The following is a 23,075-nucleotide window of genomic DNA, read 5'->3' as shown; positions in this document are numbered from 1 at the left end:
GCGGCGGTGGTGACGGCGGGGTCGGCCGCGGTCGGTGGCGCCCGCAACCGGGTCTTTCGAAAACAATTGAGAGGGCTTCACGAGTGGGCTTCACGAGTGGGCCGCCGACGTTGAGGGCCTGGCGTCGCTGTGCCGCCGCCGGGCCATGAAGATCGCGTCCGGAGCCGGCCGCTCGCGCCGAGGCCAGCCCTGAAGGGGTCTCGTGAAGTCCTCTCATGAAGCCCTCTCATGAAGCCCTCTCATGAAGCCCTCTCATGAAGCCCTCTCGTGAAGGGGTCTCGTGAAGGGGTCTCAATTGTTTTCGAGAGAGGGGTGCCCGGCGCTCCGTGCGGACGGGTCAGCGCAGCGGGCGTCCGAGCAGCGGCTGGTACTGCGGTCCGGGGTCGTAGCTGCCGACCCCGGGCACGGCGGCTTGCGGGCGCAGGGCGAACGACCCGGCCACGACCAGCACCAGCCCCAGCAGGGCGAGGCACAGCGCGACGATCGCTGTCGGCGGGGCGAACCGTCGGGTCGGTCGGGCCCGACGGGTCCGGCGGGGCCGGCGGACGGGCTCCCGAGCCCCCGCGACCAGCAGTTCGACGCTCACGGGACCAGGGTCAGAGGATCGGCTCGGGAGCGTAGTCGGCCGCGCCCGGTTCGGACGCGAGCACCGCGTCGACCGCCGCGACGACGGCTGCGATCTGGTCGCGGGCCGCTCCGGTGAACGACAGCGGGTCGGCGAGCAGCGGCTTGAGGGTGTCGGCGTCGAGGCCGAGCCTCGGGTCGGCGGCGAGCCGGTCGAACAGGTCGTTGCGGTCGGCTCCCCGCTCCCGCATCTCGAGCGCGACGGCGACGGCGTTCTCCTTGATGGCCTCGTGTGCGCTCTCGCGCCCGACGCCCGCGCGCACCGCCGCCATCAACACCTTCGTGGTGGCCAGGAACGGCAAGTACCGATCGAGCTCGCGCTCGATGACGGCGGGGTAGGCGCCGAACTCGTCCAGCACCGTCAGCGTGGTCTCGAGCAGGCCGTCGAGGGCGAAGAACGCGTCCGGCAGCGCCACACGACGCACGACCGAGCACGAGACGTCGCCCTCGTTCCACTGGTCGCCGGCCAGCTCGCCCGCCATCGAGGCGAACCCGCGCAGGATCACCGCGAACCCGTTGATGCGCTCGGCCGAGCGGGTGTTCATCTTGTGGGGCATGGCCGACGAGCCGACCTGACCGGCCTTGAAGCCCTCGGTCACCAGCTCGTGCCCCGCCATCAGCCGGATGGTCTTGGCCAGCGACGAGGGCGCGGCCGCGAGCTGGACCAGCGTCGACAGCACGTCCCAGTCGAGCGAGCGCGGGTACACCTGGCCGACGCTCGTCAGCGTCCGCGCGAAACCGAGGTGCTCGGCCACCCGTGACTCGAGCGTCGCCAGCCGGGACGTGTCGCCGTCGAGCAGGTCGAGCATGTCCTGCGCGGTGCCGACCGGACCCTTGATGCCGCGCAGCGGGTAGCGCGCGATCAGCTCGTCCAGCCGTTGGACGGCCACCAGCACCTCGTCCGCCGCGGTCGCGAACCGCTTGCCGAGCGTCGTCGCCTGGGCCGCCACGTTGTGCGAGCGTCCGGCCATCACCAGCGCGTCGTACTCCGCCGCCCGCCGGGCGAGGCGGGCCAGCACGGCCAGGGTCTTCGTCCGCACGAGGGCGAGCGACGAGCGCACCTGCAGCTGCTCGACGTTCTCGGTCAGGTCGCGGCTGGTCATGCCCTTGTGGATCTGTTCGTGACCGGCGAGCGCGGCGAACTCCTCGATGCGCGCCTTGACGTCGTGCCGCGTGACCCGCTCGCGCGCGGCGATGGAGGCGAGGTCGACCGCGTCGACGCCCCGGTCGACGATCTGCTGGTAGGCCTCGATCGCGCCGTCGGGAACGGACACGCCCAGCTCGGCCTGCGCCCGAAGCACCGCGACCCACAGCTGTCGCTCGAGCACGACCTTGTGCGCCGGCGACCACAGTGTGGCCATGGCCGGCGAGGCGTAGCGGCCGGCGAGGACGTCGGGGATGACGGGTTTGGAGGCGGTCACCCGGTCATTGTCCCGGTCAGGCGCCGCGCAGCAGCCGCGTGTCCCGCACGAGCGCGACCGCGGCCTCGTAGTCACGGGCGGACGTCGGGCCGTCCGGCCGCGTGACGGTCACGTCGACACGTCGGTCGAGCACGCGCTGCGCGATGCGGATGGACCGCTGCGTCCGATCGATCGTGTCGGGACGGGTCACGTCGCGGTCGACGACGATGAGCACCCGCCGCTGCCCCACGGTGGCCACGTAGGACACCTGCGTGCCGGCGACGTACGACGGCATCATCTGCACCGTCGCCAGACCGAAAGCCTGGCTGATCGCCGTCTGGACGACCGCCAGGTTCTCCTGCAGCGCGAGCGCCCGGTCGGGCGGCGGGATGCGTACCAGGGACCGGGACGGCGACGCGGTGGGCGACGTCGAGGCCGACGGCGGCGCCGCGCTGCCGCGGGGGTCGTCGAACTCGTGCACCACGCGCACTCCCGCGACGCCGATCACCGGGACGAGGACGAGCGCGGCGACGGCCGCGAGGGCGGTGCGGGTGGTCGGGGACATCCGGTCCCGCAGGCGGGGGCGTTCGTGCTGGCCGGCGAGGGTCTCGTCGGGTCCTGTCGCGCTGCCCGCGGGGTCGTCCCACTCGACGTCGGGCATCAACCGAGCGTAATGAGTCGCCGATCGGCGGCGAGCCGTGAGGGGCCGGATCCCGGCGCCACCCGGGCTCCTGCACCCGCGACGGTGACCCGCACCCCCAGCGTGCCGCTGCGACCCTCGACGACCGCCAGCGTCGCCCCGCCGCTGCCGACGACGCTGCGGGATGCCGCGAGCGGGTCGGACAGCACCTGGACGGTGATGTCGAAACGCGCCGTGGTGGCGTGCAGGTAGCGGCCCACCAGCGCTGGGGCTCCGTCGGTCGTGCTCACGGAGCGCACCTCCCCGACCATGGCGCCGGGGAACGCCGCCCGCAGCGCCCGGGCGACGGCTGACGGGACGGCCGTGCTCGTGCGGCACGACAAGTCCGGCGGGCACGACGTGGCGGTGTCGTCGCTGATGAGCGACCCGCCGGTGCGTTGCATCGGGGTCGAACCCGTGATGACGACACCGGGCGCCTGCGATCCGTCGACGGGGACGGCACCGTCCGCCCGGGACGAGGTGTGACCCCCGGGGCCGGTCGTGGCGCGCACTGTCACGACGGCCGCGATCGCCGCGACGGCCAGGTACGCCGCCGGGCGCAGCACCCGGCGCGTCCACGCGTCGTCCTGTTGCTGCGGGGTGGGGAGGTCCTCGTCGGTGTCGGGCTCGAGCTCCAGCGCGAAGTCGGCGTCCCACACGGGATCGCTGACCGTCACCGCGCCGCGGCTCATCGCCTCAGGGTAGGAGCGTTCGCGCCGGTGTGCACCGGAAAGTTGCGCAACCGAGAGGCGGAGGTCGCGGCGGCTCGCTCAGGCCGGGGGGACGACGCCGCCCGCGACGGCCCGCGCGGCGATGTCGGTGCGGTACTGCGCGCCCTCGAGCTCGATGCGACCGACCAGGTCGTAGGCGGCGTCGCGGGCCGCGGCCAGGTCGGGACCGATCGCGGTCGCCGACAACACGCGCCCCCCGGAGGAGACGACGGCGCCGTCCTCGCGCCGCCGGGTCCCGGCGTGGATGACGCCGGGCTGCTCGGCGCCGCCGATCACGTCGCCGGTACGGGGGGTGCCGGGGTAGCCGGCGGCGGCTACGACCACGGTCACCGCAGCCCCGTCGTGCCAAGCAGGTGCGGGGACCTCGGCCAGCGTGCCGGTGGCGGCGGCGTGCAGCAGCCGTCCGAGTGGCGCGTCGAGCAGTGCGAGCACGACCTGCGTCTCGGGGTCGCCGAAGCGGGCGTTGAACTCGACCACCCGCGGACCTCGGCCGGTGATCGCGAGCCCGATGTAGAGCAGGCCGGCGAAGGGCGTGCCGCGCTCGCGCATCGTGCGGACGGTGGGCTCGGCGACCGTCGCCACGATCGACTCGGTGAACCCGTCCGGCAACCAGTCCAGGGGGGCGTACGCGCCCATGCCGCCGGTGTTCGGGCCGGTGTCGCCGTCGCCGATGCGCTTGAAGTCCTGCGCCGGCAGCAGCGGGACCACCGTGTCGCCGTCGGTCACGCAGAACAGCGAGACCTCGGGACCGTCCAGGTACTCCTCGACCACGACCCGTCCGCAGGCGGCGGCGTGAGCGAGGGCGGCGTCGCGGTCCTCGGTGACGACGACGCCCTTGCCGGCGGCCAGGCCGTCGTCCTTGACGACGTAGGGCGGGCCGAACTCGTCCAGGGCGGACGCGGTCTCGTCCGCGGTCGTGCACACCCGCGCGGCGGCGGTGGGCACACCGGCGGACGACATGACGTCCTTCGCGAACGCCTTGCTGCCCTCGAGCCGGGCCGCCTCGGCGGAGGGTCCGAAGCAGGCGATGCCCGCCGCGCGGACGGCGTCCGCGGCGCCGGCGACGAGCGGTGCTTCAGGCCCCACGACGACGAGGTCGGACGCGAGCTCCCGCGCCAGGGCGGCCACGGCGGACGGGTCGCCCGCGTCGAGCGGACGCTGCCCGGCCACCGCGGCCGTGCCCGCGTTGCCGGGGGCGCAGACCAGGTCGGTGACGTCCGGGTCGGCCGCGAGGGCCAGGCACAGGGCGTGCTCGCGGGCACCGGATCCGACGACGAGGACGCGCACCCCGGGACCCTATCGGCCCGTCCGGTCCGTCGAGTGGCGCGGTTCGGCGTCGAGTGGCGCGAATACTCGCGCCACTCGACGGCCGAACGCGCCACTCGACGAAGGGGTCAGAGGTGGGTGCGCTCCATGTACCCCCACCGCTTGGCGTTGGGCACGTACACCTTGACCCAGTGGGAGTCACCGGACCGGGTCACGTCCACGTGCCACCCGGCCTTGACGTTGCCGACGACGAAGTCGCCGGGGTGGTCGCGCAACGTGCCGAAGCTCTTCACCTTGACCCGCTTCACCTTCGGTGAGGCGGATGGCGGGAAGTCGACGTGACGGTAATGGCTCTTCGTGATCGCGCTGCGGCCGGAGAGAATGCGCGAAGGTGCGCGAACTCCCTTCGGGTAGGAGCTGGTCGGGGTCGGGAAGTGTTCGCCTCCGCGCGACGTGCCGATGCAGGACCGGCGGGTGAAGCCCCACCAGAAGTGCTTGGTGTTGCGGTACTTCTTGTCGCTGACCACGGACCAGGTCTTGTTGACGTTGTAGCGCCAACCGACCGTGTCACCGGGTTGGATGGTCCAACCGATCTTGTTGCCGATCACGCCGGACTTCGGGTAGTTCGGGTACACGGTGCACTTCTTGGCGACCGTGTAGTCGAGGATCAGGGCGATCTTGCGCTTCGCCGCCGCCTGCGAGGGCGTGGCCAGTACTCCGGCGGCGAGCAGCAGGGCGAGGGTCGTTGCGAGTAGTCGCTTCATGCCTCGGACGTTAGGTGCCCGCTGTGCGCGGTGCACTGGGAAAGGTTCCCCAGCGCTCAGGCCAGGTCGCGCAAGGCGATGATCTCGTCGCGGCCCGGGCCGACGCCGATGGCGGAGATCGGCGACTTGATCATCGATTCGAGCGCGTCGACGTAGGCCCGGCAATTGGCGGGCAGGTCGTCGAGCGTGCGCGCGCCGGAGATGTCCTCCGTCCACCCGGGGAACGTCTCGTAGATCGGCACGGCGCGCGCGAACTCGGCCTGGTTGGTGGGCAGCTCGTCGTGGCGCACGCCGTCCACCTCGTAGGCGACGCACACGGGCACCTCGTCGAGGCCGGTGAGCACGTCGAGCTTGGTCAGCACGAAGTCGGTGACGCCGTTGACGCGGGTGGCGTAACGGCCGATGACGGCGTCGAACCAGCCGCAGCGGCGCGGACGTCCGGTGGTGGTGCCGAACTCCGCACCCTGCTCGCGCAGGAAGTCGCCGGACTCGTCGAGCAGCTCGGTGGGGAACGGTCCCTCGCCGACGCGGGTGGTGTACGCCTTCACGACGGCGATCACCTTGCTGATGCGCGTCGGTGGGATGCCGCTGCCGGTGCAGGCACCGCCGGCCGTCGCACTGGACGACGTGACGAACGGATAGGTGCCGTGGTCGACGTCGAGCAGCGTGGCCTGGCCCGCTTCGAGCACGACGGTCTCGCCGCGGTCGAGCATCTGCTCGAGCAGCAGCGCCGTGTCGGTGACCATGGGCCGCAGGCGCTCGGCGTAGGCAGCGAGCTCGTCGACGACCGCCTCGACGTCGAACGCCCGGCGGTTGTAGACCTTGACCAGTACCTGGTTCTTCAGCCCGAGCGCGCCGGACACCTTGGCGTGCAGCACGTCGCGGTCGAAGAGGTCCTGCACGCGGATGCCGATGCGCGCCATCTTGTCGGCGTAGGTCGGACCGATGCCGCGTCCGGTGGTGCCGATCTTCGACTTGCCGAGGAAGCGCTCGGTCACCTGGTCGAGGGTGCGGTTGTAGGGCGCGATGATGTGCGCGGAGTTGCTGATGCGCAGTGCGGACGTGTCGACGCCGCGCGCCTCGAGACCCTCGATCTCCTCGAACAGCACGCCGAGGTCGACGACGACGCCGTTGCCGATGATGGGCACGCAGCCCGGCGTGAGGATGCCCGACGGCAGCAGGTGCAGCGCGTACTTCTGGCGCTGCTCACCGCTGCCGATCACGATCGTGTGGCCCGCGTTGTTGCCGCCGTTGAACTTCACGACGCCGTCGATGCGGCTGCCCATGAGGTCGGTGGCCTTGCCCTTGCCCTCGTCGCCCCACTGGGCGCCCACGAGCACGATCGCCGGCATCTCGGATCCCTTCCCTCCGGCCCGATCGGGCCGTCGGCCCAGACCAGGGCCCCGAGAAGGGTAGCCGTCCGCCGAGCGATCCCCGCGCTGTCGCGGGCCCGTACGCTCGCCGGGTGCTGCTGCCGGGGACGTTGCCGCCCGTCACGGTCGCCGGGAAACGCCTCGAGGGCGACGATCTGGCCGCGGCCGCCGCGGCCCTCGCCGTGCGGGTGCGGGGCGCGTCGGTGGTCGCGCTCGACGCGACGGCGTCACTGCAGACCGTCGTCGGGGTGGTCGGGTGCCTGCTGGCGGGCGTGCCGGTCGTCCCGGTGCCGCCGGATTCCGGACCGCGCGAGCGCGCGCACCTGCTGCGCGACTCGCAGGCGGCGGTCTGGCTCGGCGACCCGCGTCCGGACGTGACCCTGCCGACCCTCCCCGTCGACCTCGCGGCCCGCTCGTCGACGCCCGTCGCCGAACCGGCGGACGGACCTGCGCTGATCATGTACACGTCGGGGACGACCGGTGCGCCGAAGGGTGCGGTCATCGGACGCGACGCCGTGGCCGCCTGCCTGGACGGGCTCGCCGACGCCTGGCGCTGGACGCCGGACGACACCCTCGTGCACGGGCTGCCGCTGTTCCACGTGCACGGCCTCGTGCTGGGAGTGCTCGGTGCCCTGCGGACGGGCTCGCCGCTCGTGCACACCGGACGCCCGAGCCCGGAGTCGTACGCCGCCGCGCGCGGCACCCTCTACTTCGGCGTCCCGACGGTGTGGGGACGGGTCGCCGCCGACCCGGCGTCCGCCCGCGCCCTGGCGTCCGCGCGGTTGCTGGTGTCGGGCAGCGCGGGCCTGCCGCCGAGCACGTTCCGGGCGTTGCAGGAGCTGGCCGGGCAGGGGCCGGTCGAGCGCTACGGCATGACCGAGACGCTCATCACGCTCGCCGCCCGGGCGGACGGGCCCCGCGTCCCCGGTCGTGTCGGCGTCCCGGTCGCCGGCGTCGAGGCGCGGTTGGTGAACGAGGTGGACGGTGTCGGCGAGCTGCACGTGCGCGGCGCCACCTTGTTCGACGGCTATCTCGGTCGCTCGTCGCCGTTCACGGCGGACGGGTGGTTCGACACCGGCGACGCGGCCGCCGTCGACGAGCTCGGGTTCCGCATCGTCGGACGCGTCCGGGACGACCTGATCAAGTCCGGCGGCTACCGCATCGGCGCGGGTGAGATCGAGGCCGTGCTGCTCGAGCACCCGGACGTCGCCGAGTGCGCCGTCGTGGGTGAACCCGACGACGACCTCGGCCAGCGCATCGTCGCCTACGTCGTGGGCGCGGGCGGGCCCGACGAGCTCATCGCCCTCGTCGCCTCCCAGCTGAGCGTGCACAAGCGGCCGCGCGAGGTGCGCTTCGTCGACGCGCTGCCGCGCAACGCCATGGGCAAGGTGCAGAAGGCGCGCCTCGCCGAGGGACCGGGTCGCGCACCCTCTCACGAAAACAATTGAGGCCCTTTCACGAGAGGGCTTCACGAGACCACTTCACGAGTGCCTCTCGTGAAGCCGTCTCGTGAAGCCGTCTCGTGAAGCCGCCTCGTGAAGCCGTCTCGTGAAGCCGCCTCGTGAAGCCGCCTCGTGAAGCCGCCTCGTGAAGCCGCCTCGTGAAGCCGTCTCGTGAAGCCGTCTCGTGAAGCGGTCTCGTGAAGCCGTCTCAATTGTTTTCGGCACGGGTGGTGCGCCGTCGCCGAAGGGCCGGCCCCACCCGACCGTGCGCGCGAACCTCAGGACAGCGCGGCGGCTGCCTCGGGGTCGCTGTCGGCCAGCAGGTGGTTCAGCCGCTCGACCTCGTCCGTCTCGCCGATCTCGCCGGCGGCGCGGGCGAGCAACCAGAACGCGGTGAGCACGCCGCGGTTGGGCTCGTGCGCCCACGGCACGCGTCCCTGGCCGCGCCAGCCCGCCTTGCGCAGCGAGTCGAGGCCGCGGTGGTAGCCCGTCCGGGCGTACGCGTACCCCTCGATCGCACGTCCGTTGTCGAGCGCCGCCCGGGCCAGCGCGGCCCACGCGGCGGACGACGTCGGGAACGCCGCCGCGACGGACGCGGGGTCGTCGCCGGCGTCGAGCCGCGCGACGGCCGGGTCCTCGGGCAGGCGGACGGGCGGGTTCAGCAGGTCGCCGTGGTGGGTCATGATGCGGACCGTCCCGCCGACTGCAGCGCCTCGCAGGCCTCGACGACCCGCTGTGCCATGCCCGCCTCGGCGAGCTTCATGTAGCTGCGCGGGTCGTAGGCCTTCTTGTTGCCGACCTCGCCGTCGACCTTGAGCACGCCGTCGTAGTTCGTGAAGAAGTGGCCGGCGATCTCGCGGCTGAACGCGTACTGCGTGTCGGTGTCGACGTTCATCTTCACGACGCCGTACGACACCGCCTCGCGGATCTCGTCGAGCTCCGACCCGGACCCGCCGTGGAACACCAGGTCGAACGGTTTGTCCTTGCCGACCTTGCCGCCCACCTCGTCCTGAATCTCCTTCAGGATCGAAGGCCGCAGCGTCACCGACCCCGGCTTGTACGACCCGTGCACGTTGCCGAACGTCGCCGCCAGGATGTAGCGGCCGTTCTCGCCCGTGCCCAGCTTCTCGGCCGTTAGCATGGCGTCTCCCGGCGTGGTGTAGAGCTTCTCGTTGTTCGCGCCGCCGCCGTGGACGCCGTCCTCCTCACCGCCGACGACGCCGATCTCGAGTTCGAGGATCAGCTTCGCCCGCGCGGACTTCTCGAGGAGCTCCTGCGCGAGGTCGAGGTTCTCGTCCAGCTCGATCGCCGACCCGTCCCACATGTGCGACTGGAACAACGGGTTCTCGCCGCGGTCGACCCGCTCCTGCGAGATCGCGATCAGCGGACGGACGTAGCTGTCCAGCTTCTCCTTCTGGCAGTGGTCGGTGTGCAGCGCGACGGTCACGTCGTACTTCGCCGCGACCACGTGCGCGAACTCGGCGAGCGCGACCGCGCCGGTGACCATGTCCTTCACCGCGAGTCCCGATCCGAATTCCGCCCCGCCGGTGGAGAACTGGATGATGCCGTCGCTGCCGGCGTCGGCGAAGCCCTTCAGCGCTGCGTTGACCGTCTCGGACGACGTGCAGTTGATCGCGGGGTAGGCGAAACCTCCCGCCTTGGCGCGGTCGAGCATGTCGGCGTAGGCCTCGGGCGTGGCGATGGGCATGCAGGCTCCTGTCGGTCGGCGGTGCGAACGGCGCGGCTCGATGCGGGTTGTCGGCTGCCTCGGTCAGTAAATCGCACCGGTCCCGGACGCCCGCGGGGCGCGGGTTAGGGTCGCCCGCGGACCCGTGCGACGGCTGGAGGAACTCGATGGGCAAGGCCGGATCGGGCCCCAACCCGTCCCGTGTGCACCTGCGTCGCTACGTACGGCAGTTCGCGGACCGGACGGAGCCCGGGATGCTGGTGCTCGACGCCGGCGCCGGGGAGGCGCCGTACCGCCGGCTCTTCGACCACGCGCGGTACGAGACGGCCGACTTCGCGCAGGTCGGCCACAAGAACTACCAGCAACTCGACTACGTGTGCGATCTCACCGCCATCCCGGTCGAGGACGGCCGGTTCGACCGGGTGATCTTCAACCAGGTGCTCGAGCACCTGCCGGAGCCGGAGAAGGCGTTGGCCGAGCTGTTCCGCGTCCTCAAGCCGGGCGGACGGATCCTGTGCACGGTGCCGCTGTTCTACCGCGAGCACGAGGTGCCCTACGACTTCTACCGCTACACGCAGTACGCCCTGCGGCGGTTGTTCACCGGCGTCGGCTTCCGCGTGACCAGCATCGAATGGCTCGAGGGCTACTTCGGCACCATGGCGTACCAGTTCGACACGATGCACAAGGCGCTGCCCGCAGATCTGGCGGAACTCAGGGAGCTCGTCCCCGGACGCCGTGCCCTGTACCGCGCGGCGCTGCTGTGGCTCACCCGCCGGGTGGCCCTCCGGCTCGCCCGCTTCTACGCCCAGGCGGACGTCCGCCACAAGTGGACGCCGAAGCGGGGCCTGCCGAAGAACTACGTGGTGCTGGCGACCAAACCTGCTGCGACCGCGCCTGCGTAGAGGCTCGACAGCCGGACGAGCCTCGGCGCGCCGGCCCCGACCCGGCGAACGTGCCCGGCGCCCGGAATCGGACAAAACCCCGGCCGAGTGCCTCACAGCACGCATCCGCGGCCGCCCGTCCGGATGTACTACCTAGACTTCGAGCGTGCTGCCGACCGCGGGTTCCGCCCTGCTCGCCAACCCGCTCAGTCCCGACACCCTGCTCTCGGGTAGTGGGGCGCTCATCGTGCTGTCCCTGATCCTGTTCGCCGAGTGCGGGCTGCTGATCGGCTTCTTCCTGCCGGGCGACACCCTGTTGTTCGCGGCCGGCATCTACCTCTCGGTGGGCGAGATCGAGACGCCGCTGTGGGCGTTCCTCGTCGTGCCGCCGATCGCGGCCTTCGTCGGCAACCTGGTCGGCTACGCGATCGGCTACCGCGCCGGCCCGGTGGTGTTCGACCGTCCGAAGTCGAAGATCTTCCGGCCCGAGTACGTCACCAGGGCGCACGACTTCTTCGAGAAGTACGGCTCCTGGACGATCATCATCGGACGGTTCGTGCCCATCGTCCGCACCGTCGCCACGGTCATGGCGGGTGTCGGCAAGATGAGGTTCCCGCTCTACGCGCTCTACAGCGCGATCGGGGCCGTGCTGTGGGTGGACGGGATCATCCTGCTGGGCCACGTGCTCGGACGCATCCAGTGGGTGCGCGACCACAAGAGCTGGATCGACTACATCGTCGTCGGCGCAGTGCTGCTCGGCCTGATCCCCACCGCGATCCACCTGCTGCAGGGGCGCCGCAAACGCGGTCGCAAGGCGTGACCCCCGTCCGTCCGCCGATCTTCAGGGCTCGGCGTCGTCATGACGCCGCCGGCACCTCCGGATAGGGACGGACGGGATCAGCGGCGCCGGGCGCAGGCCTGCTTCACGTCGTCGGGCGGGTCGAGGTGCACGCCGAAGAACGTCGTGTCGGCGTTACAGGCCCGTGATTTGACCTCGTCCTCGACGTGCCCACGCTGCTGCCACACGACGATCGCCAGCACCACCACGACGAGCGTGATGATCAGGCGGACGATCAGCTTGGCGATGAGAACGCCGAGCAATACTCCGATCACGACGATCACCAGGATGACGCCCACTCCGAGCGCGGTCACGTTCTCGGCCCCGAGGGCGGTCACGGTCTGCACGGGTCAGTTCTACAGCTGCCCGCACCCGTCGTGGTCCGCCGCCGCGCGAGCGAGCCGGGTAACCGGTCCGGGCGGCCCGAGTCAGCGGTACGTCTGGACGAACCCGTGCTCGTCGCCGGCGGCGCAGAACGTGCTCGTCGGACACGAGATCGCGCCCGGCATCACCGTCAGCGAGTGCTGCGAGGTCCAGTCGGCGCCGTCGAAGTGCCAGATGCCGTCCGGCGCGACGTCGCTGGGACCGTTGTAACCGCGGGAGGCGAGCACGCACCATGTGGCCGAGGCGCACGTCAGATCGGCGCCGTAACCGAAGACGTAGAAGGGAACCGTCAGCGTGCGGGTCCACGCCCGACCGTTCCAGCGCAGGACCTTGCCGCTGCCGAGCGCGAGAAGGCAGGCCGATGCACTGACGCAGTCGATCGCGCTGGTCCGGTCGGCCGTTCCGCTCGGCGAGGTCGGTGCGCTCCACACACCGTTGGAGTACTTCCGCACGTGCGCGTCGTCGCCCACCAGGCAGAAGCGCCCGGCGCAGCTGACCAGCGGGTAGCCCGGCCTGACCACGGCGGCCTTCTTCGTCCACGTCGTGCCGTTGAACGTCCAGGCGTTGCCGCGTCCGTCGACCGCCATACAGAACGTCGTCGAGGTGCAGGAGACCGAGGTCAGGCCGCCGGTGGAGTCCGTCGCCGTCGGTGCGTGCAGTCCGGGGTCGAGGGTCCACGCGTTTCCGTTCCACCGGGTCGCTCGCCCCTGCGCCGACACCGCGACGCAGAACGACCCGCTCGCGCACGACACGGCTCGCAGGTCGGCTGTCGTCGACGGCCCGGCGGTCCAGGCCCCGCCCCGCCACACGGCCGTTCTCCCCGACCCGACTGCGACGCAGAACGCCGAGGTCGGGCAGTCGACGTCGGCGACGCCACCGGTGTACGGATCGATGGAGGTCGGCGTCCCGGGCCCGTCCGTCGGGGACAGCGGGGTGACCGAATCGGTTCCTACTCCGAAACACGCGCTCGGGTCGCACGCGAGGCGAGTGACGTCGTCCGCCACGTCGCCCGTGACGGCCGACCACGACGAGCCGTCGAACGTCGCCAGCGCCGTGGGGGGGTTGTAGGTCCCGTAGGCCGCCCAACAGCGGCTCGTGGTCGCGCACGCGAAGTCGTACAGGTAATCGTCTTCGGGGCGTGCGAGATCGCCCTCCGGCGACCAGGTGCCGGTCGAGTAGAGGTACGTCGCGCCACCCTCGGCGACCATCACGCACTTCTCCGCGGTGGGACACGACAGGCCGGCGATCCGTTCGGCGAAGCCGTCCGGGGCGGTGCCCGACCCCCAGGCGGCGCCGTTCCAGACGAAGACGCGATCGGAGGACTCACCGTTCCACTCGTCCGGAGACACGAGAGCGCAGAACGACGGGCCGGAGCACGTCAGGCTGCTCAGCCTCGCGCCGGCGAAGAAGTCGTCGACGGTCGCCCAGCCCGACCCGTCGTACCGCCACAGAATGTCGTTTCGTCCGTCGCGGCTGCCGTCCTCGACCGCGAAGCACTGTGCCGGCGATGCGCACGCCACAGCGGTGAATTCCTCCGACGCGGTCACCGTGGTCCAGGACGTCCCGTCCCATCGGTACGTGCCGAATCGCCCGACGGCCATGCAGAAGGCACTGCTCGAGCAGGTGACGGCGTTGATGGCTGCACCCTGGGTGCTGCCGGGTTGTGCTCGTTCCACGGCGACCGGGGCCGACCACGTCCCGTCCCGGCGGAAGAGGACGTTGCCGGTGCCGTCGGCGGCAGCGCAGAACGCTTCGGTAGGACACGACGCCGCGTTGAGCCAGCCGGACTGCGGCAGCACCGAGGTCGGGGCGCGCCAGGTGGCCGAGGTCGTATAGACGAAGGCCTTCGGCGCCGACGCGCCCGCCGCGTTGACGACACGGACACTCTTCGCGCCGGCATTACCGCTCGGCACCCGAGCGAGCAGCGTCGACGACGAGCGGACGGTCACGGCCGGCGACCGCTTCGTGCCGAAGTCGACGGCGGTGACGCGCGTGAAGTTCCGTCCTCTGACCGTGATGGTCTGCCCGCCGCGGAACGACCCCGTTGCAGGCGAGAGCGACGTGACGAAGGGCCTGGCCACGTACTGCACTCGGTCACGGCGGCCGATGGCCGATGTCCCCGCCGCGGTCTTCACGCGGACGTCGACGCTTCCGACCGCATGTGCCGGTGCCGTCACCTTCAGCGTCGTCGACGACAGCACCGAGACCGACCGTCCGGCGCTACTGCCGAAGCGCACCGTCGCGCCCTTGACGAAACCGGATCCCTTGACGGTGACGCGGGCACCACCGGCGTTGGAGACGACGGAGGGCGACACGGACGTCACCGCCGGCCGTCGCGCGGCCGCATCCGCGCCGGACGGGAGCGCCACGGTGGCGGCCACCGTCGCGACGACGACGACGACGGTCGTGCTCAGGCGAGAACGCATCCGGGTGTCCCTCCGCGATCATGAATGCCGGATCGGCTGCGGGATCGAATCAGGCCGCCTCGTGGTGCGGCAAACGTGAACCCGACAGGTCGGACGTATCGAGCGGGTCGACCGCGCCGTCCGGCCGATCACCGTCCCACTAACCTCGACGTATGAGTGACCAGCAGGAACCGCGCCTCGGCCCACCCACCGCCCTCGCGCCGGGCGGCCTGCGCATCGTCGCGCTCGGCGGCATCAAGGAGATCGGCCGCAACATGACGATGTTCGAGTACCGGCCGGAGAAGGGCCGGAACCGGCTGCTCGTCGTCGACTGCGGCATGTTGCTCGGCAAGACGAACTCGCCGGGCGTCGACATCACGCTTCCCGACTGGTCGTACTTCGCCGATCGGCTCGGCGACATCGACGCGGTCGTGCTCACGCACGGCCACGAGGACCACATCGGTGCGCTGCCCTACCTGCTGCGCGAGCGACGCGACATCCCGGTCATCGGCTCGCGGCTGACGCTGTCGTTGGTCCACTCGAAGCTCGACCAGCACCAGATCAAGGCCAAGACACAGCTGGTGAAGGAGGGCGACGAGCTCGAGGTCGGCCCGTGGGGTCTGCGCTTCTTCGCCGTGAACCACTCGATCCCCGACGCGATGGCGGTCGCGCTCCGTGCGGGCGAGCACACCGTGCTGCACACCGGCGACTTCAAGATGGACCAGACCCCGCTCGACGGTCGGCTCACCGACCTGCCCGGCTTCTCGCGCCTGGGCGACGAGGGTGTCGACCTGCTGCTGTCCGACTCCACCAACGCCGAGGTGCCCGGCTTCATCCCGTCCGAGCGTGACGTGGGCAAGGTCGTCACCGACGTCATCCTGAAGGCGAGCGGGCGCATCATCGTGGCCTGCTTCGCCTCGCACGTGCACCGCGTGCAGCAGGTGCTCGACGCGGCGCACGAGAGCGGACGCCAGGTCGCGTTCGTCGGACGGTCGATGGTCCGCAACATGGGCATCGCGCGCGACCTGGGCCTGCTGCGGGTGCCCGACGGGCTCATCGTCGACCCGAAGACCCTGGACGAGCTGCCGTCGCGCCGCATCCTGCTCATCTCGACCGGGTCGCAGGGCGAACCGCTGTCGGCGCTGTCGCGCATGGCCAACCGCAGCCACCAGTCGATCACCATCGGCGACGAGGACACCATCCTGCTCGCGTCGTCGCTGATCCCGGGCAACGAGACGTCCGTCGGACAGGTGATCAACGGGCTCTCGCGGCTGGGGGCGACCGTCGTGCACAAGTCGATGGCGCTCGTGCACGTCTCCGGACACGCGCCCGCGGGTGAGCTGCGCTTCCTGCTCAACGCCGTCCGTCCGACGAACCTCATGCCGGTGCACGGTGAGTGGCGCCATTTGCGCGCTCATGCGGCAATCGGCAAGTCGGTTGGACTTCCGGACGAACGCATCCTCCTCGCCGAGGACGGCACGACCGTCGACCTCGTGAACGGCTTGGCGACGATCAGCGGACGGATCCCCGTCGGCTACGTCTACGTCGACGGTCTCGAGGTCGGTGACATCGGCGACTCCGTGCTCAAGGACCGTCGCATCCTCGGCGAGGACGGTTTCCTGTCGATCCTCGTCGCGGTCGACGCCGAGGCGGGCAAGGTCGTCGTCGGGCCGGAGATCACGGCCCGCGGTTTCAGTGACGACCCGACCGCGCTCGAGCCCATCACGGCCGAGCTCATCCAGGTCGTCGAGAAGGCACTCGCCGACGGCACCCGCGACGTCGACGCCCTGCAGCACCTCATCCGTCGCACGGTCGGACGGTGGGTCGACCGCGAGTACCGGCGCCGTCCGATGCTCATGCCGCAGGTCGTCGAGGTCTGATCGGGACCTCCGGCGATCCGGTCCGGGCCCGACGGTCGCCGACTCCGGCGGCACCCGTGTGCCGCGCCGGGTCTGGGTTCGCGTAACCCTGCGCCGCCCTCGTAGCTTCCGCTCCGCCGCACGAGCTGTACGTGCGGCGGGGGAGGGCGTGGGTGTCTCGTTCCAGGGGTGGACGGTCGAGGATCGTGGCGGTGCTGTGCGCCGTCCTCGTCGTGGTGGGCACGGCGGGGGCGGTGACCTCGTGGTCCGGGCCCGCGGCCGGCGCTGCTTCCGGCCCGACGACGGTGGACGTCCGGACGCGCGACGCGGCGTTGTACGCCATGCGGCGGCACGTGCGAGCCGGAGTGGCGGTGCTCGACCGCAAGACGGGCCGCAGTTACCTCGCCGGCCAGGCCCGCGCCGAGTTCGGAGCCGCCTCGGTGATGAAGTTGTTCGTGGCCGCCCGGTTGCTGGCGCGGCGCCAGATGTCCGGCCGCATCGCATCGCTGGCGTGGTCGATGATCACCCGCTCGGACAACAACGCCCTGCAGCGCCTGCTACCGCCCGTGGGCGGCACCGCGGTGGTCGACTGGGCCGAGAAGTACTTCGCGATCCCCGGGCTGGGCTCGCCCCCTCGATCGGCCAAGCGCTCGTGCTGGGGCAATACGCACATCACCGCAGTCGGCATCGTGACGTTCCTCGACCGGATGGCCCGCAACCCGCTCGTCGGACCATGGTTGACGAACGCGTTGCACCACTGGAAGCCCTACGCGGCCGACGGTCTGGACCAGCGCTTCGGGTTTGCCGTCGCCGCCCGGGGTATCGGGCTCAAGCAGGGCGAGGGCCATTGCTCGTCCGACACGAACGGTTCGATCATCAATTCGGTCGGCCTGGTCGGCCACGACCGCTTCGCCGTCGCGGTGCTGACCGACTCCCACATCTGCTGCAATCGTGGCGGATTCAACCGTGAGCAGGCCGCGATCGCCTCGTCGATGGCGCGCACGATCATGCCCGGCGGACGGATCGACCTCGTCGCGTGGCACTCCCCGTACGGTGGGGTCGGCCGTGCCGCGGCGCTGGGGACCACGGTCACCGTCAGCGGGTGGGTCGCGGATCCGGACCGGCCCCGTGGGCCGACCCCGGTGCGAGTGGTCGAGAGATCGACGACGGTCCGCGCCGGGTCGTCGACCGGCATCGACGCGGCGCTGAATGCCCGTCATCACCTCACCGGGCGGCACGCGTTCGCGTTGAGCTTCTCCGCGAAACCGGGCACGCACCGGTACTGCGTCCGCCTCGTGAACGTCGGGCAGGGTGTCGACACGCCGGCGGTGTGCCGCACCGTGAGGGTGGCCTCCGGGTGACGGTGGGGACCGAGGTCCGTGTGGCGGACGGGGACGGCTGGTGCACGTCGTCCGCTGTGCGTGAGACCGATCCGGGCTGCGCGGGATTCGTCGCCTGAAGGACTCAGGTCCCGGACGGAACGGACGATGGTCACGGCGTGCTGCTCTGGTGCCTCGTCGGCTGGTGTGTCGCCGCGGTCGCCCTCGGCCTGGTGCTCGGGCCGGCGATCGCGCTCGGCTCGCGGGCTCCCGTGCCCCGGACCCCCGTCGGCGGACCGAGTGGGACCGAGCGCGACCTGACGTCCGCCTGCGGCCGGCGCTTCGCCCGCATCGGGGCCGACGAGTGGCTGCGCGCCGCCGATGTCGAGGCAATGCAGGCACTACGGCACGTGCCCGAATCCGTCCGCGAATGACCGAAGCCCGGCGGAGAGGGTGAACTCCGCCGGGCCCGGTGGCCTGTCAGCTCAGCTGTGCTGCGGGCGGCGGCGACGTCGTCCGAGGTCGGTCACGCCGATGCCTCCGACGATCAGCGCGAGCCCGATGCCGATCAGCGCGCCGTTGGGCGAGCCCGTCGTGGCCAGCGCGCCCTGCCGGGCGGACGCCGGGTCGGCACCGCCCTCGTGCGTGACCGGACCGTCGGCGCGCGAGTTGGACACTCCGGCGATGCCGAGGGACGGCTTCCCTCCGGTCCCGGGCCCGGTCGCGGCGCCGGTCGAGCTCGCGGTCGTGTCGGACGGGTTCGTGACCGACCCACCCGCCTGCGACCCGGCCGGGTCACTGCTCGCCGGGAAGCTCACCACCGGGTCACCCGACCCGGTCGCCTCCGACGAGGTCTCGGACGCCGGTGCGTCCGTCGTGGTGGTGTCGGACGGGGGTGCGTCCGTCGTGGTGGTGTCGGACGGGGGCGCGTCCGTGGTGGTGGTGTCGGACGGGGGCGCGTCCGTGGTGGTGGTGTCGGACGGGGGCGCGTCCGTCGTGGTGGTCTCGGACGGGGGCGCGTCCGTCGTGGTGGTCTCCGACGAGGGCGCGTCCGTCGTGGTGGTCTCCGACGAGGGCGCGTCCGTCGTGGTGGTCTCCGACGAGGGCGCGTCCGTCGTGGTGGTCTCCGACGAAGGTGCGTCGGTCGTGGTGGTGGTGTCGGACGAAGGTGCGTCCGTGGTGGTGGTGTCGGACGAGGGTGCGTCCGTGGTGGTGGTGTCGGACGAGGGTGCGTCCGTGGTGGTGGTGTCGGACGAGGGTGCGTCCGTGGTGGTGGTGTCGGACGAGGGTGCGTCCGTGGTGGTGGTGTCGGACGAGGGCGCGTCCGTCGTGGTGGTGTCGGACGAGGGTGCGTCGGTGGTGGTCGTGTCCGAGGCCGGCGCGTTCGTCGCGGTGGTGCCACCGGAGGCCGGCGCGGTCGAGGTCGACGCGCCCGACGAGGGAGCGGAGCTCGGCACCTCGCACCCGTTGGCGGCAATCGCCTGACCGGCGCTGGTCCAGTTCTGCGAGTAGGTCTTACCGGCGACCGTGAACGGCGGAATGATGTCGCCCCAGCCGATGTGCCGGCTCTTCAGCGTGGCGTCCCAGACCGGCCCGGTGTGCTTCTTGAGGTGCCCGCTGAGGGCTCCGTCCGGGTCGACGGTGACGGAGACGTACGGGTTCGTGTCCGCGTTCGTCGCGTGGCAGAGCGTGACGTTGTCCGCGTTGCCGCCGGTGCTGGGGGCGGCGTTCGCCCCTCCGGCGAGGCCGGCGGCGACGACGAGGCCCCCGATGCTGATGGCCACGAGCCCGGCGCGCGTGCGTCCCGAGCCGCGCCGGGACAGGCGGTGCTGTGCGTTCACTGGATCCCCCGAAAGTCGCGTGTTCAACTACGAAACTAACCGCGCCTTCACAGAAGTCCGGACGGATTCCGGTCCGTCGACGGCGGTCGAACGTCCCGACGAATCGGACATCCCGGCGATCACCGGCGCGTCAGGTGACCCGCGGACAATCGGTGGGGTCGGACGGCCGCAGGTCCCAGGACCTTTGCCAGAAAGCGCTGCCGGGGGCGTAACGGAGAATTCGGGACATGACGCTCCTTGTGGTCACAGCGCTGTGGCTTGTCATCGCCGTCTGCGTCCGTGCCGTGCCGCGCCGATCCCGTCCGCAGCTCGCCGACCGCACCGGCGCGCGCGTCGTCACCCACCTCGACGCCGCGCCTGTACGCCACGAGCCGCCGGCGGAGTTCGCGTCGGCCTGCGACCGCCGGTTCACCGCGCTCGAGGTGCACGACTGGGCCCGCTTCGCCGACCTGCGTGCCCGCGAAGCGCTGCGCACGTCGGCGAGTGCGGTGACGGTCAGCCAGTCCTGATCCGTCCGGTCGAGGACTGCCCACTTCGTGCGTTCTGGCTGACCGCGGGCCACAGCTGGTGCTTACATGGTCCCGTCCGTCGAGGAGGGGTTCCATGAAGCGTCTCATCGTCACCGCTGTCTGCGGTGCGACCGTGCTCTCCGCGGCGGTCGCCGCCGCGCCGGCGTCCGCCGACACCGTGCGGGCGGCGACCCGCTGCACGTACACCGGGGCGCTGTTCCCCAACCCGTTGCCGCCGTCGCTGTACCCGAAGCACGGCGTGCTCGAGCGCACGACGCAGCTCACCGCGAACCGCGGCTCGCTGTGGGCGGGCGTGGCCAAGGACGACAGCCGCCAGAACCTGTTCGGCGTGATCACCTGGCGGACCGGCCAGAAGCGCCCCACGCTGCTCGGCAGCTTCACCCACCCGCGCGGCAACTACCCCGACACCGTCACGATCGCGGGCATCACGCCGAAGGAGGTCGTGGTCGCCGCCGTGAAGCGGCCGACCAGCGACCTGCACGTCGGCTACGCCTGGTACCGCGGCGCGCGCACCGAGTTCTCGCACGCGAAGAACTGGAACTCGGTGGTGCCGGTCGGTGTCGCCGACGACGGCACGATCTACGGCAAGGCCCACAGCACGTCCGGCCACATGTACCTCGTGAGCTGGAAGCACCGGCTCGCCCCCTACCGCGTGATCCGCGAGATGAGCCCGTCCGGGTTCCAGCTCGACGTCGTGCCCAACGGCACGCTCGTCTACCGCGACCGGCGGCCGGGAACGTACGCGCGACTGACGTCCGGACGCGAAGTGCGCCTGGTCAGCCTCACGGGCAGCAACGAGGTGTCCGACTTCAGCGTCGCGGCCGGCTCGCGCTGGATCGGCGTCTCGGACGGCGCGATCCGCGCCTGGGACTTCCGCACCGCGCCGTCGGGCTCCACCGTCCGACCGACCGTCCTGCTCAAGCGCGACACGGCGAAGGTCGAGTACACCCCCGTCGCGGCAGGCCCGCGCGGCGACCTCGTCTTCGCCGGTGACCGTGCCTGGGTGCGCACGCCCAGCGGTGGCATCGCCCCGATCAACGGATTCGCCGTCGGCGCGATCAGCCGCTACGGGTCGATCGCCGTCTCACTGCTCAAGGACGGACAGACGCACCTCGCCCGCTGCCGCTGACGCCCACCGGCCGGACGGGAAGGGGTGCCAGCACCCTCGATCGGGTGATGGGCCGCGCCCGACACTCGGACGCATGCTGACCAGGTTCGTCCGTACGGTGCTGCCGACCGTGGCGCTGCTCGCCCTCGCTGCCTGCTCGTCGGACGCAGGCTCGGACGGTGCGGGCCCGTCGTCCCCCGCCCCGTCGTCCCGTGTCCAGGCACCGGTCGCGGCCACGCCGATGCGCATCGGGACCACGGCTCATGTGCACGACGCCAAGGGCGTCGAATTCGACGTCACCCTCGTCAGGGTCGAGCAGCGGGTGCGGCCGACCGGCACCTACAACCAGGTGCCGACGACGCACCGCATCTACGCCGCCGAGTTCGTCGTCTCGAACCACGGCGCCGGCACGCCGTCGATCGACTCGGCCACGGGGGTGGTCGTCCGCGACCCGTCCGGGATCGAGTACGGCATCGCACCCGTCGACCGCATCTCGTCCGGGCCGGAGTTCACGAGCGGGCTGCGGCTCGAGCCCGGCCGGCAGGTGGATGCCTGGCTGCCCTTCGGCGTGCCGCAGGGCGCCACCGTCACCGTCGTCCGCTGGCCCGACCCGCTCACCGGCAGGCGTGCGATCTGGGCGGTCTGACCCTCCCGTCGACGCGCCCGAGCCCGAGGCGTTCCCGTCCGCGCACAATGGAGGCATGACCGTCACGACCCCGCTCGAGCAGGGCATCGTCTCGCCACGGCGCGAGGTGCCGAAGTCGATCGTCCGCCCGCACTACGTCGGCACCTGGCCGCGGCAGAAGGCCGACCACGACGACCCGATGGTCAAGGACGCCGACACCATCGAGCGCATGCGGGTGGCCGGGCGCATCGCCGCCGAGGCGCTCGCCGAGGTCGGCCGGCACGTCGCTCCCGGTGTCACCACCGACGAGCTCGACCGCGTCGGGCACGAGTTCATGATCGCCCGCGGCGCGTACCCCTCGACGCTGGGCTACAAGGACTACCCGAAGTCGCTCTGCACGAGCGTCAACGAGGTCATCTGCCACGGCATCCCCGACGACCGTCCGCTGGCCGACGGCGACGTCGTCAAGGTCGACATCACCGCCTACATCGGCGGCGTGCACGGCGACAACTGCGCCACCTTCTACGCCGGCGACGTCAGCCAGCAGGTGCGCGACCTCGGCGAGCGCACCCGCGAGGCCATGATGCGCGGCATCAAGGCGATCAAGCCCGGCCGTCCGGTCAGCGTCATCGGCCGCGTGATCGAGTCGTACGCCAAGCGTTTCGGCTATGGCGTCGTGCGCGACTACACCGGTCACGGCGTCGGGCCGAGCTTTCACACGAAGCCGACGATCCTGCACTACGACGACGAGCGGGCCGACACGATCATGGAGCCCGGCATGACGTTCACCGTCGAGCCGATGCTCACCCTCGGCACCGAGGACTGGTACATGTGGGACGACGACTGGACCGTCCTCACCAAGGACGGCTCGATGGCCGCGCAGTGGGAGAACACCGTCGTGGTGACCGACGACGGCGCGGAGATTCTGACAACACCCGGGTACTGAGACTTGCGCAGACTGGGCCCGCGCCTGAATGGTGCGGCGGGTATTCCTACCGGCTCCGGCTGGACGGCGCTGGCACCGCGCGTCCGTCTAGCTGTTGGGCGAATAGGAACAGTGACGCGTGAGGGGTCGCCGTCGGCGTTTCATGACCGAGCGGCGGCTCCCGACGTGAACGGATTGTTCACGCATTGCGCCTTGTCTCTCCATCCGAGGCAAGTGTGGCCCTGTCTGTGACGCTGGCTTCGTCAGCCGAGTGGCGGCCGCGGCCGCGCAATCAGGTTCCGATTCGCGAACCGCTGATCTGAGCGCGTGTAGGACCATTCGGCGCGAAATTCAGTACGAAGGACTGATCTGGCTGCCTCATCGGCTTGACATG

General features: G+C 71.3%; 23 protein-coding genes. 11 read left to right on the top strand and 12 right to left on the bottom strand.

Going from position 1 to position 23,075, the window contains the following annotated elements:
• Nucleotides 1-337: 337 nt before the first annotated feature.
• The 7 genes from ACYVP9_RS11265 to ACYVP9_RS11235 all read right to left on the bottom strand — a co-directional run bounded on the left by ACYVP9_RS11265 (nt 338) and on the right by ACYVP9_RS11235 (nt 6,816).
• Nucleotides 338-586, bottom strand: coding sequence for a hypothetical protein (locus tag ACYVP9_RS11265; RefSeq protein ID WP_460604896.1), 249 nt, complete (start codon nt 584-586; stop codon nt 338-340).
• A gap of 10 nt (nt 587-596) precedes the next feature.
• Nucleotides 597-2,045, bottom strand: a complete 1,449-nt coding sequence (purB, locus tag ACYVP9_RS11260; RefSeq protein ID WP_460604895.1) for a lyase family protein — start codon at nt 2,043-2,045, stop codon at nt 597-599.
• Between the two features lie 16 nt (nt 2,046-2,061).
• Entirely contained in the window at nt 2,062-2,685 is a 624-nt protein-coding gene (locus tag ACYVP9_RS11255; protein ID WP_460604894.1) for a hypothetical protein, read from the bottom strand.
• Complete coding sequence (locus ACYVP9_RS11250; protein ID WP_460604892.1) at nt 2,685-3,395, bottom strand: hypothetical protein; 711 nt, start codon at nt 3,393-3,395, stop codon at nt 2,685-2,687. The genes ACYVP9_RS11255 and ACYVP9_RS11250 overlap by 1 nt, the downstream gene beginning before the upstream one ends.
• Before the next feature lie 78 nt (nt 3,396-3,473).
• Nucleotides 3,474-4,721, bottom strand: coding sequence for a phosphoribosylamine--glycine ligase (gene purD / locus ACYVP9_RS11245; protein WP_460604891.1), 1,248 nt, complete (start codon nt 4,719-4,721; stop codon nt 3,474-3,476).
• A 107-nt stretch (nt 4,722-4,828) separates the two neighbouring features.
• Nucleotides 4,829-5,464: a hypothetical protein gene (locus ACYVP9_RS11240; RefSeq protein WP_460604890.1), complete on the bottom strand. Its 636-nt coding sequence runs from the start codon at nt 5,462-5,464 to the stop codon at nt 4,829-4,831.
• 56 nt (nt 5,465-5,520) lie between these two features.
• Nucleotides 5,521-6,816 carry an adenylosuccinate synthetase gene (locus tag ACYVP9_RS11235; protein ID WP_460604889.1) on the bottom strand — a complete coding sequence of 432 codons (1,296 nt, stop codon included), beginning with the start codon at nt 6,814-6,816 and terminating at the stop codon, nt 5,521-5,523.
• A gap of 113 nt (nt 6,817-6,929) precedes the next feature.
• Here ACYVP9_RS11235 and ACYVP9_RS11230 point away from each other — a divergent pair, with 113 nt between their 5' ends.
• Nucleotides 6,930-8,285 carry an AMP-binding protein gene (locus tag ACYVP9_RS11230; RefSeq protein WP_460604888.1) on the top strand — a complete coding sequence of 452 codons (1,356 nt, stop codon included), beginning with the start codon at nt 6,930-6,932 and terminating at the stop codon, nt 8,283-8,285.
• A gap of 272 nt (nt 8,286-8,557) precedes the next feature.
• Here the strand turns inward: ACYVP9_RS11230 and ACYVP9_RS11225 are convergent, their stop codons facing one another.
• Together ACYVP9_RS11225 and fbaA are read right to left on the bottom strand one after the other, a co-directional pair.
• Nucleotides 8,558-8,962: a DUF3151 domain-containing protein gene (locus tag ACYVP9_RS11225; protein WP_460604887.1), complete on the bottom strand. Its 405-nt coding sequence runs from the start codon at nt 8,960-8,962 to the stop codon at nt 8,558-8,560.
• The gene (gene fbaA, locus ACYVP9_RS11220) at nt 8,959-9,987 is read right to left on the bottom strand and encodes a class II fructose-bisphosphate aldolase (protein WP_460604886.1); all 1,029 of its coding nucleotides are present in this window, start codon (nt 9,985-9,987) and stop codon (nt 8,959-8,961) included. Before fbaA ends, ACYVP9_RS11225 begins: the two co-directional genes overlap by 4 nt.
• 146 nt (nt 9,988-10,133) lie before the next feature.
• Between fbaA and ACYVP9_RS11215 the strand changes: the two genes are divergently transcribed.
• Nucleotides 10,134-10,868, top strand: coding sequence for a class I SAM-dependent methyltransferase (locus ACYVP9_RS11215; protein ID WP_460604885.1), 735 nt, complete (start codon nt 10,134-10,136; stop codon nt 10,866-10,868).
• Nucleotides 10,869-11,013: 145 nt separating this feature from the next.
• On the top strand, nt 11,014-11,667 hold the full coding sequence (locus tag ACYVP9_RS11210; protein WP_460604884.1) for a DedA family protein: 654 nt from the start codon (nt 11,014-11,016) through the stop codon (nt 11,665-11,667).
• A 77-nt stretch (nt 11,668-11,744) separates the two neighbouring features.
• On the opposite strand, the gene ACYVP9_RS11205 is transcribed toward ACYVP9_RS11210, so the two are convergent.
• Both ACYVP9_RS11205 and ACYVP9_RS11200 read right to left on the bottom strand, forming a co-directional pair.
• On the bottom strand, nt 11,745-12,032 hold the full coding sequence (locus tag ACYVP9_RS11205) for a hypothetical protein (RefSeq protein ID WP_460604883.1): 288 nt from the start codon (nt 12,030-12,032) through the stop codon (nt 11,745-11,747).
• A gap of 81 nt (nt 12,033-12,113) precedes the next feature.
• Nucleotides 12,114-14,495 carry an IPT/TIG domain-containing protein gene (locus ACYVP9_RS11200; RefSeq protein WP_460604882.1) on the bottom strand — a complete coding sequence of 794 codons (2,382 nt, stop codon included), beginning with the start codon at nt 14,493-14,495 and terminating at the stop codon, nt 12,114-12,116.
• A gap of 152 nt (nt 14,496-14,647) precedes the next feature.
• Between ACYVP9_RS11200 and ACYVP9_RS11195 the strand changes: the two genes are divergently transcribed.
• The 3 genes from ACYVP9_RS11195 (at nt 14,648) to ACYVP9_RS11185 (ending at nt 18,086) form a co-directional block, all read left to right on the top strand.
• Entirely contained in the window at nt 14,648-16,354 is a 1,707-nt protein-coding gene (locus ACYVP9_RS11195; protein ID WP_460604881.1) for a ribonuclease J, read from the top strand.
• A gap of 185 nt (nt 16,355-16,539) precedes the next feature.
• Nucleotides 16,540-17,694 carry a hypothetical protein gene (locus ACYVP9_RS11190; RefSeq protein WP_460604880.1) on the top strand — a complete coding sequence of 385 codons (1,155 nt, stop codon included), beginning with the start codon at nt 16,540-16,542 and terminating at the stop codon, nt 17,692-17,694.
• Nucleotides 17,695-17,831: 137 nt separating this feature from the next.
• On the top strand, nt 17,832-18,086 hold the full coding sequence (locus ACYVP9_RS11185; RefSeq protein WP_460604879.1) for a hypothetical protein: 255 nt from the start codon (nt 17,832-17,834) through the stop codon (nt 18,084-18,086).
• A 51-nt stretch (nt 18,087-18,137) separates the two neighbouring features.
• On the opposite strand, the gene ACYVP9_RS11180 is transcribed toward ACYVP9_RS11185, so the two are convergent.
• Complete coding sequence (locus ACYVP9_RS11180) at nt 18,138-18,329, bottom strand: hypothetical protein (protein WP_460604878.1); 192 nt, start codon at nt 18,327-18,329, stop codon at nt 18,138-18,140.
• Nucleotides 18,330-18,336: 7 nt separating this feature from the next.
• On the opposite strand from ACYVP9_RS11180, the gene ACYVP9_RS11175 reads away from it, so the two are divergent.
• The 5 genes from ACYVP9_RS11175 to map all read left to right on the top strand — a co-directional run bounded on the left by ACYVP9_RS11175 (nt 18,337) and on the right by map (nt 22,702).
• Nucleotides 18,337-19,137 carry a hypothetical protein gene (locus ACYVP9_RS11175; RefSeq protein ID WP_460604877.1) on the top strand — a complete coding sequence of 267 codons (801 nt, stop codon included), beginning with the start codon at nt 18,337-18,339 and terminating at the stop codon, nt 19,135-19,137.
• A 583-nt stretch (nt 19,138-19,720) separates the two neighbouring features.
• Nucleotides 19,721-20,002 carry a hypothetical protein gene (locus ACYVP9_RS11170; RefSeq protein WP_460604876.1) on the top strand — a complete coding sequence of 94 codons (282 nt, stop codon included), beginning with the start codon at nt 19,721-19,723 and terminating at the stop codon, nt 20,000-20,002.
• Nucleotides 20,003-20,096: 94 nt separating this feature from the next.
• Nucleotides 20,097-21,152 carry a hypothetical protein gene (locus tag ACYVP9_RS11165; protein ID WP_460604875.1) on the top strand — a complete coding sequence of 352 codons (1,056 nt, stop codon included), beginning with the start codon at nt 20,097-20,099 and terminating at the stop codon, nt 21,150-21,152.
• Nucleotides 21,153-21,225: 73 nt separating this feature from the next.
• Nucleotides 21,226-21,777 (top strand): hypothetical protein, encoded by a 552-nt coding sequence (locus ACYVP9_RS11160; RefSeq protein WP_460604874.1) that lies wholly within the window; start codon nt 21,226-21,228, stop codon nt 21,775-21,777.
• Nucleotides 21,778-21,832: 55 nt separating this feature from the next.
• Nucleotides 21,833-22,702, top strand: coding sequence for a type I methionyl aminopeptidase (map, locus tag ACYVP9_RS11155; protein ID WP_460604873.1), 870 nt, complete (start codon nt 21,833-21,835; stop codon nt 22,700-22,702).
• The last annotated feature ends 373 nt before the right edge of the window (nt 22,703-23,075 follow it).

The organism is Jatrophihabitans fulvus (assembly GCF_054781375.1).
Note: the sequence above shows the minus strand (reverse complement) of the source record. Positions and strands in the feature narration are given on the sequence as shown.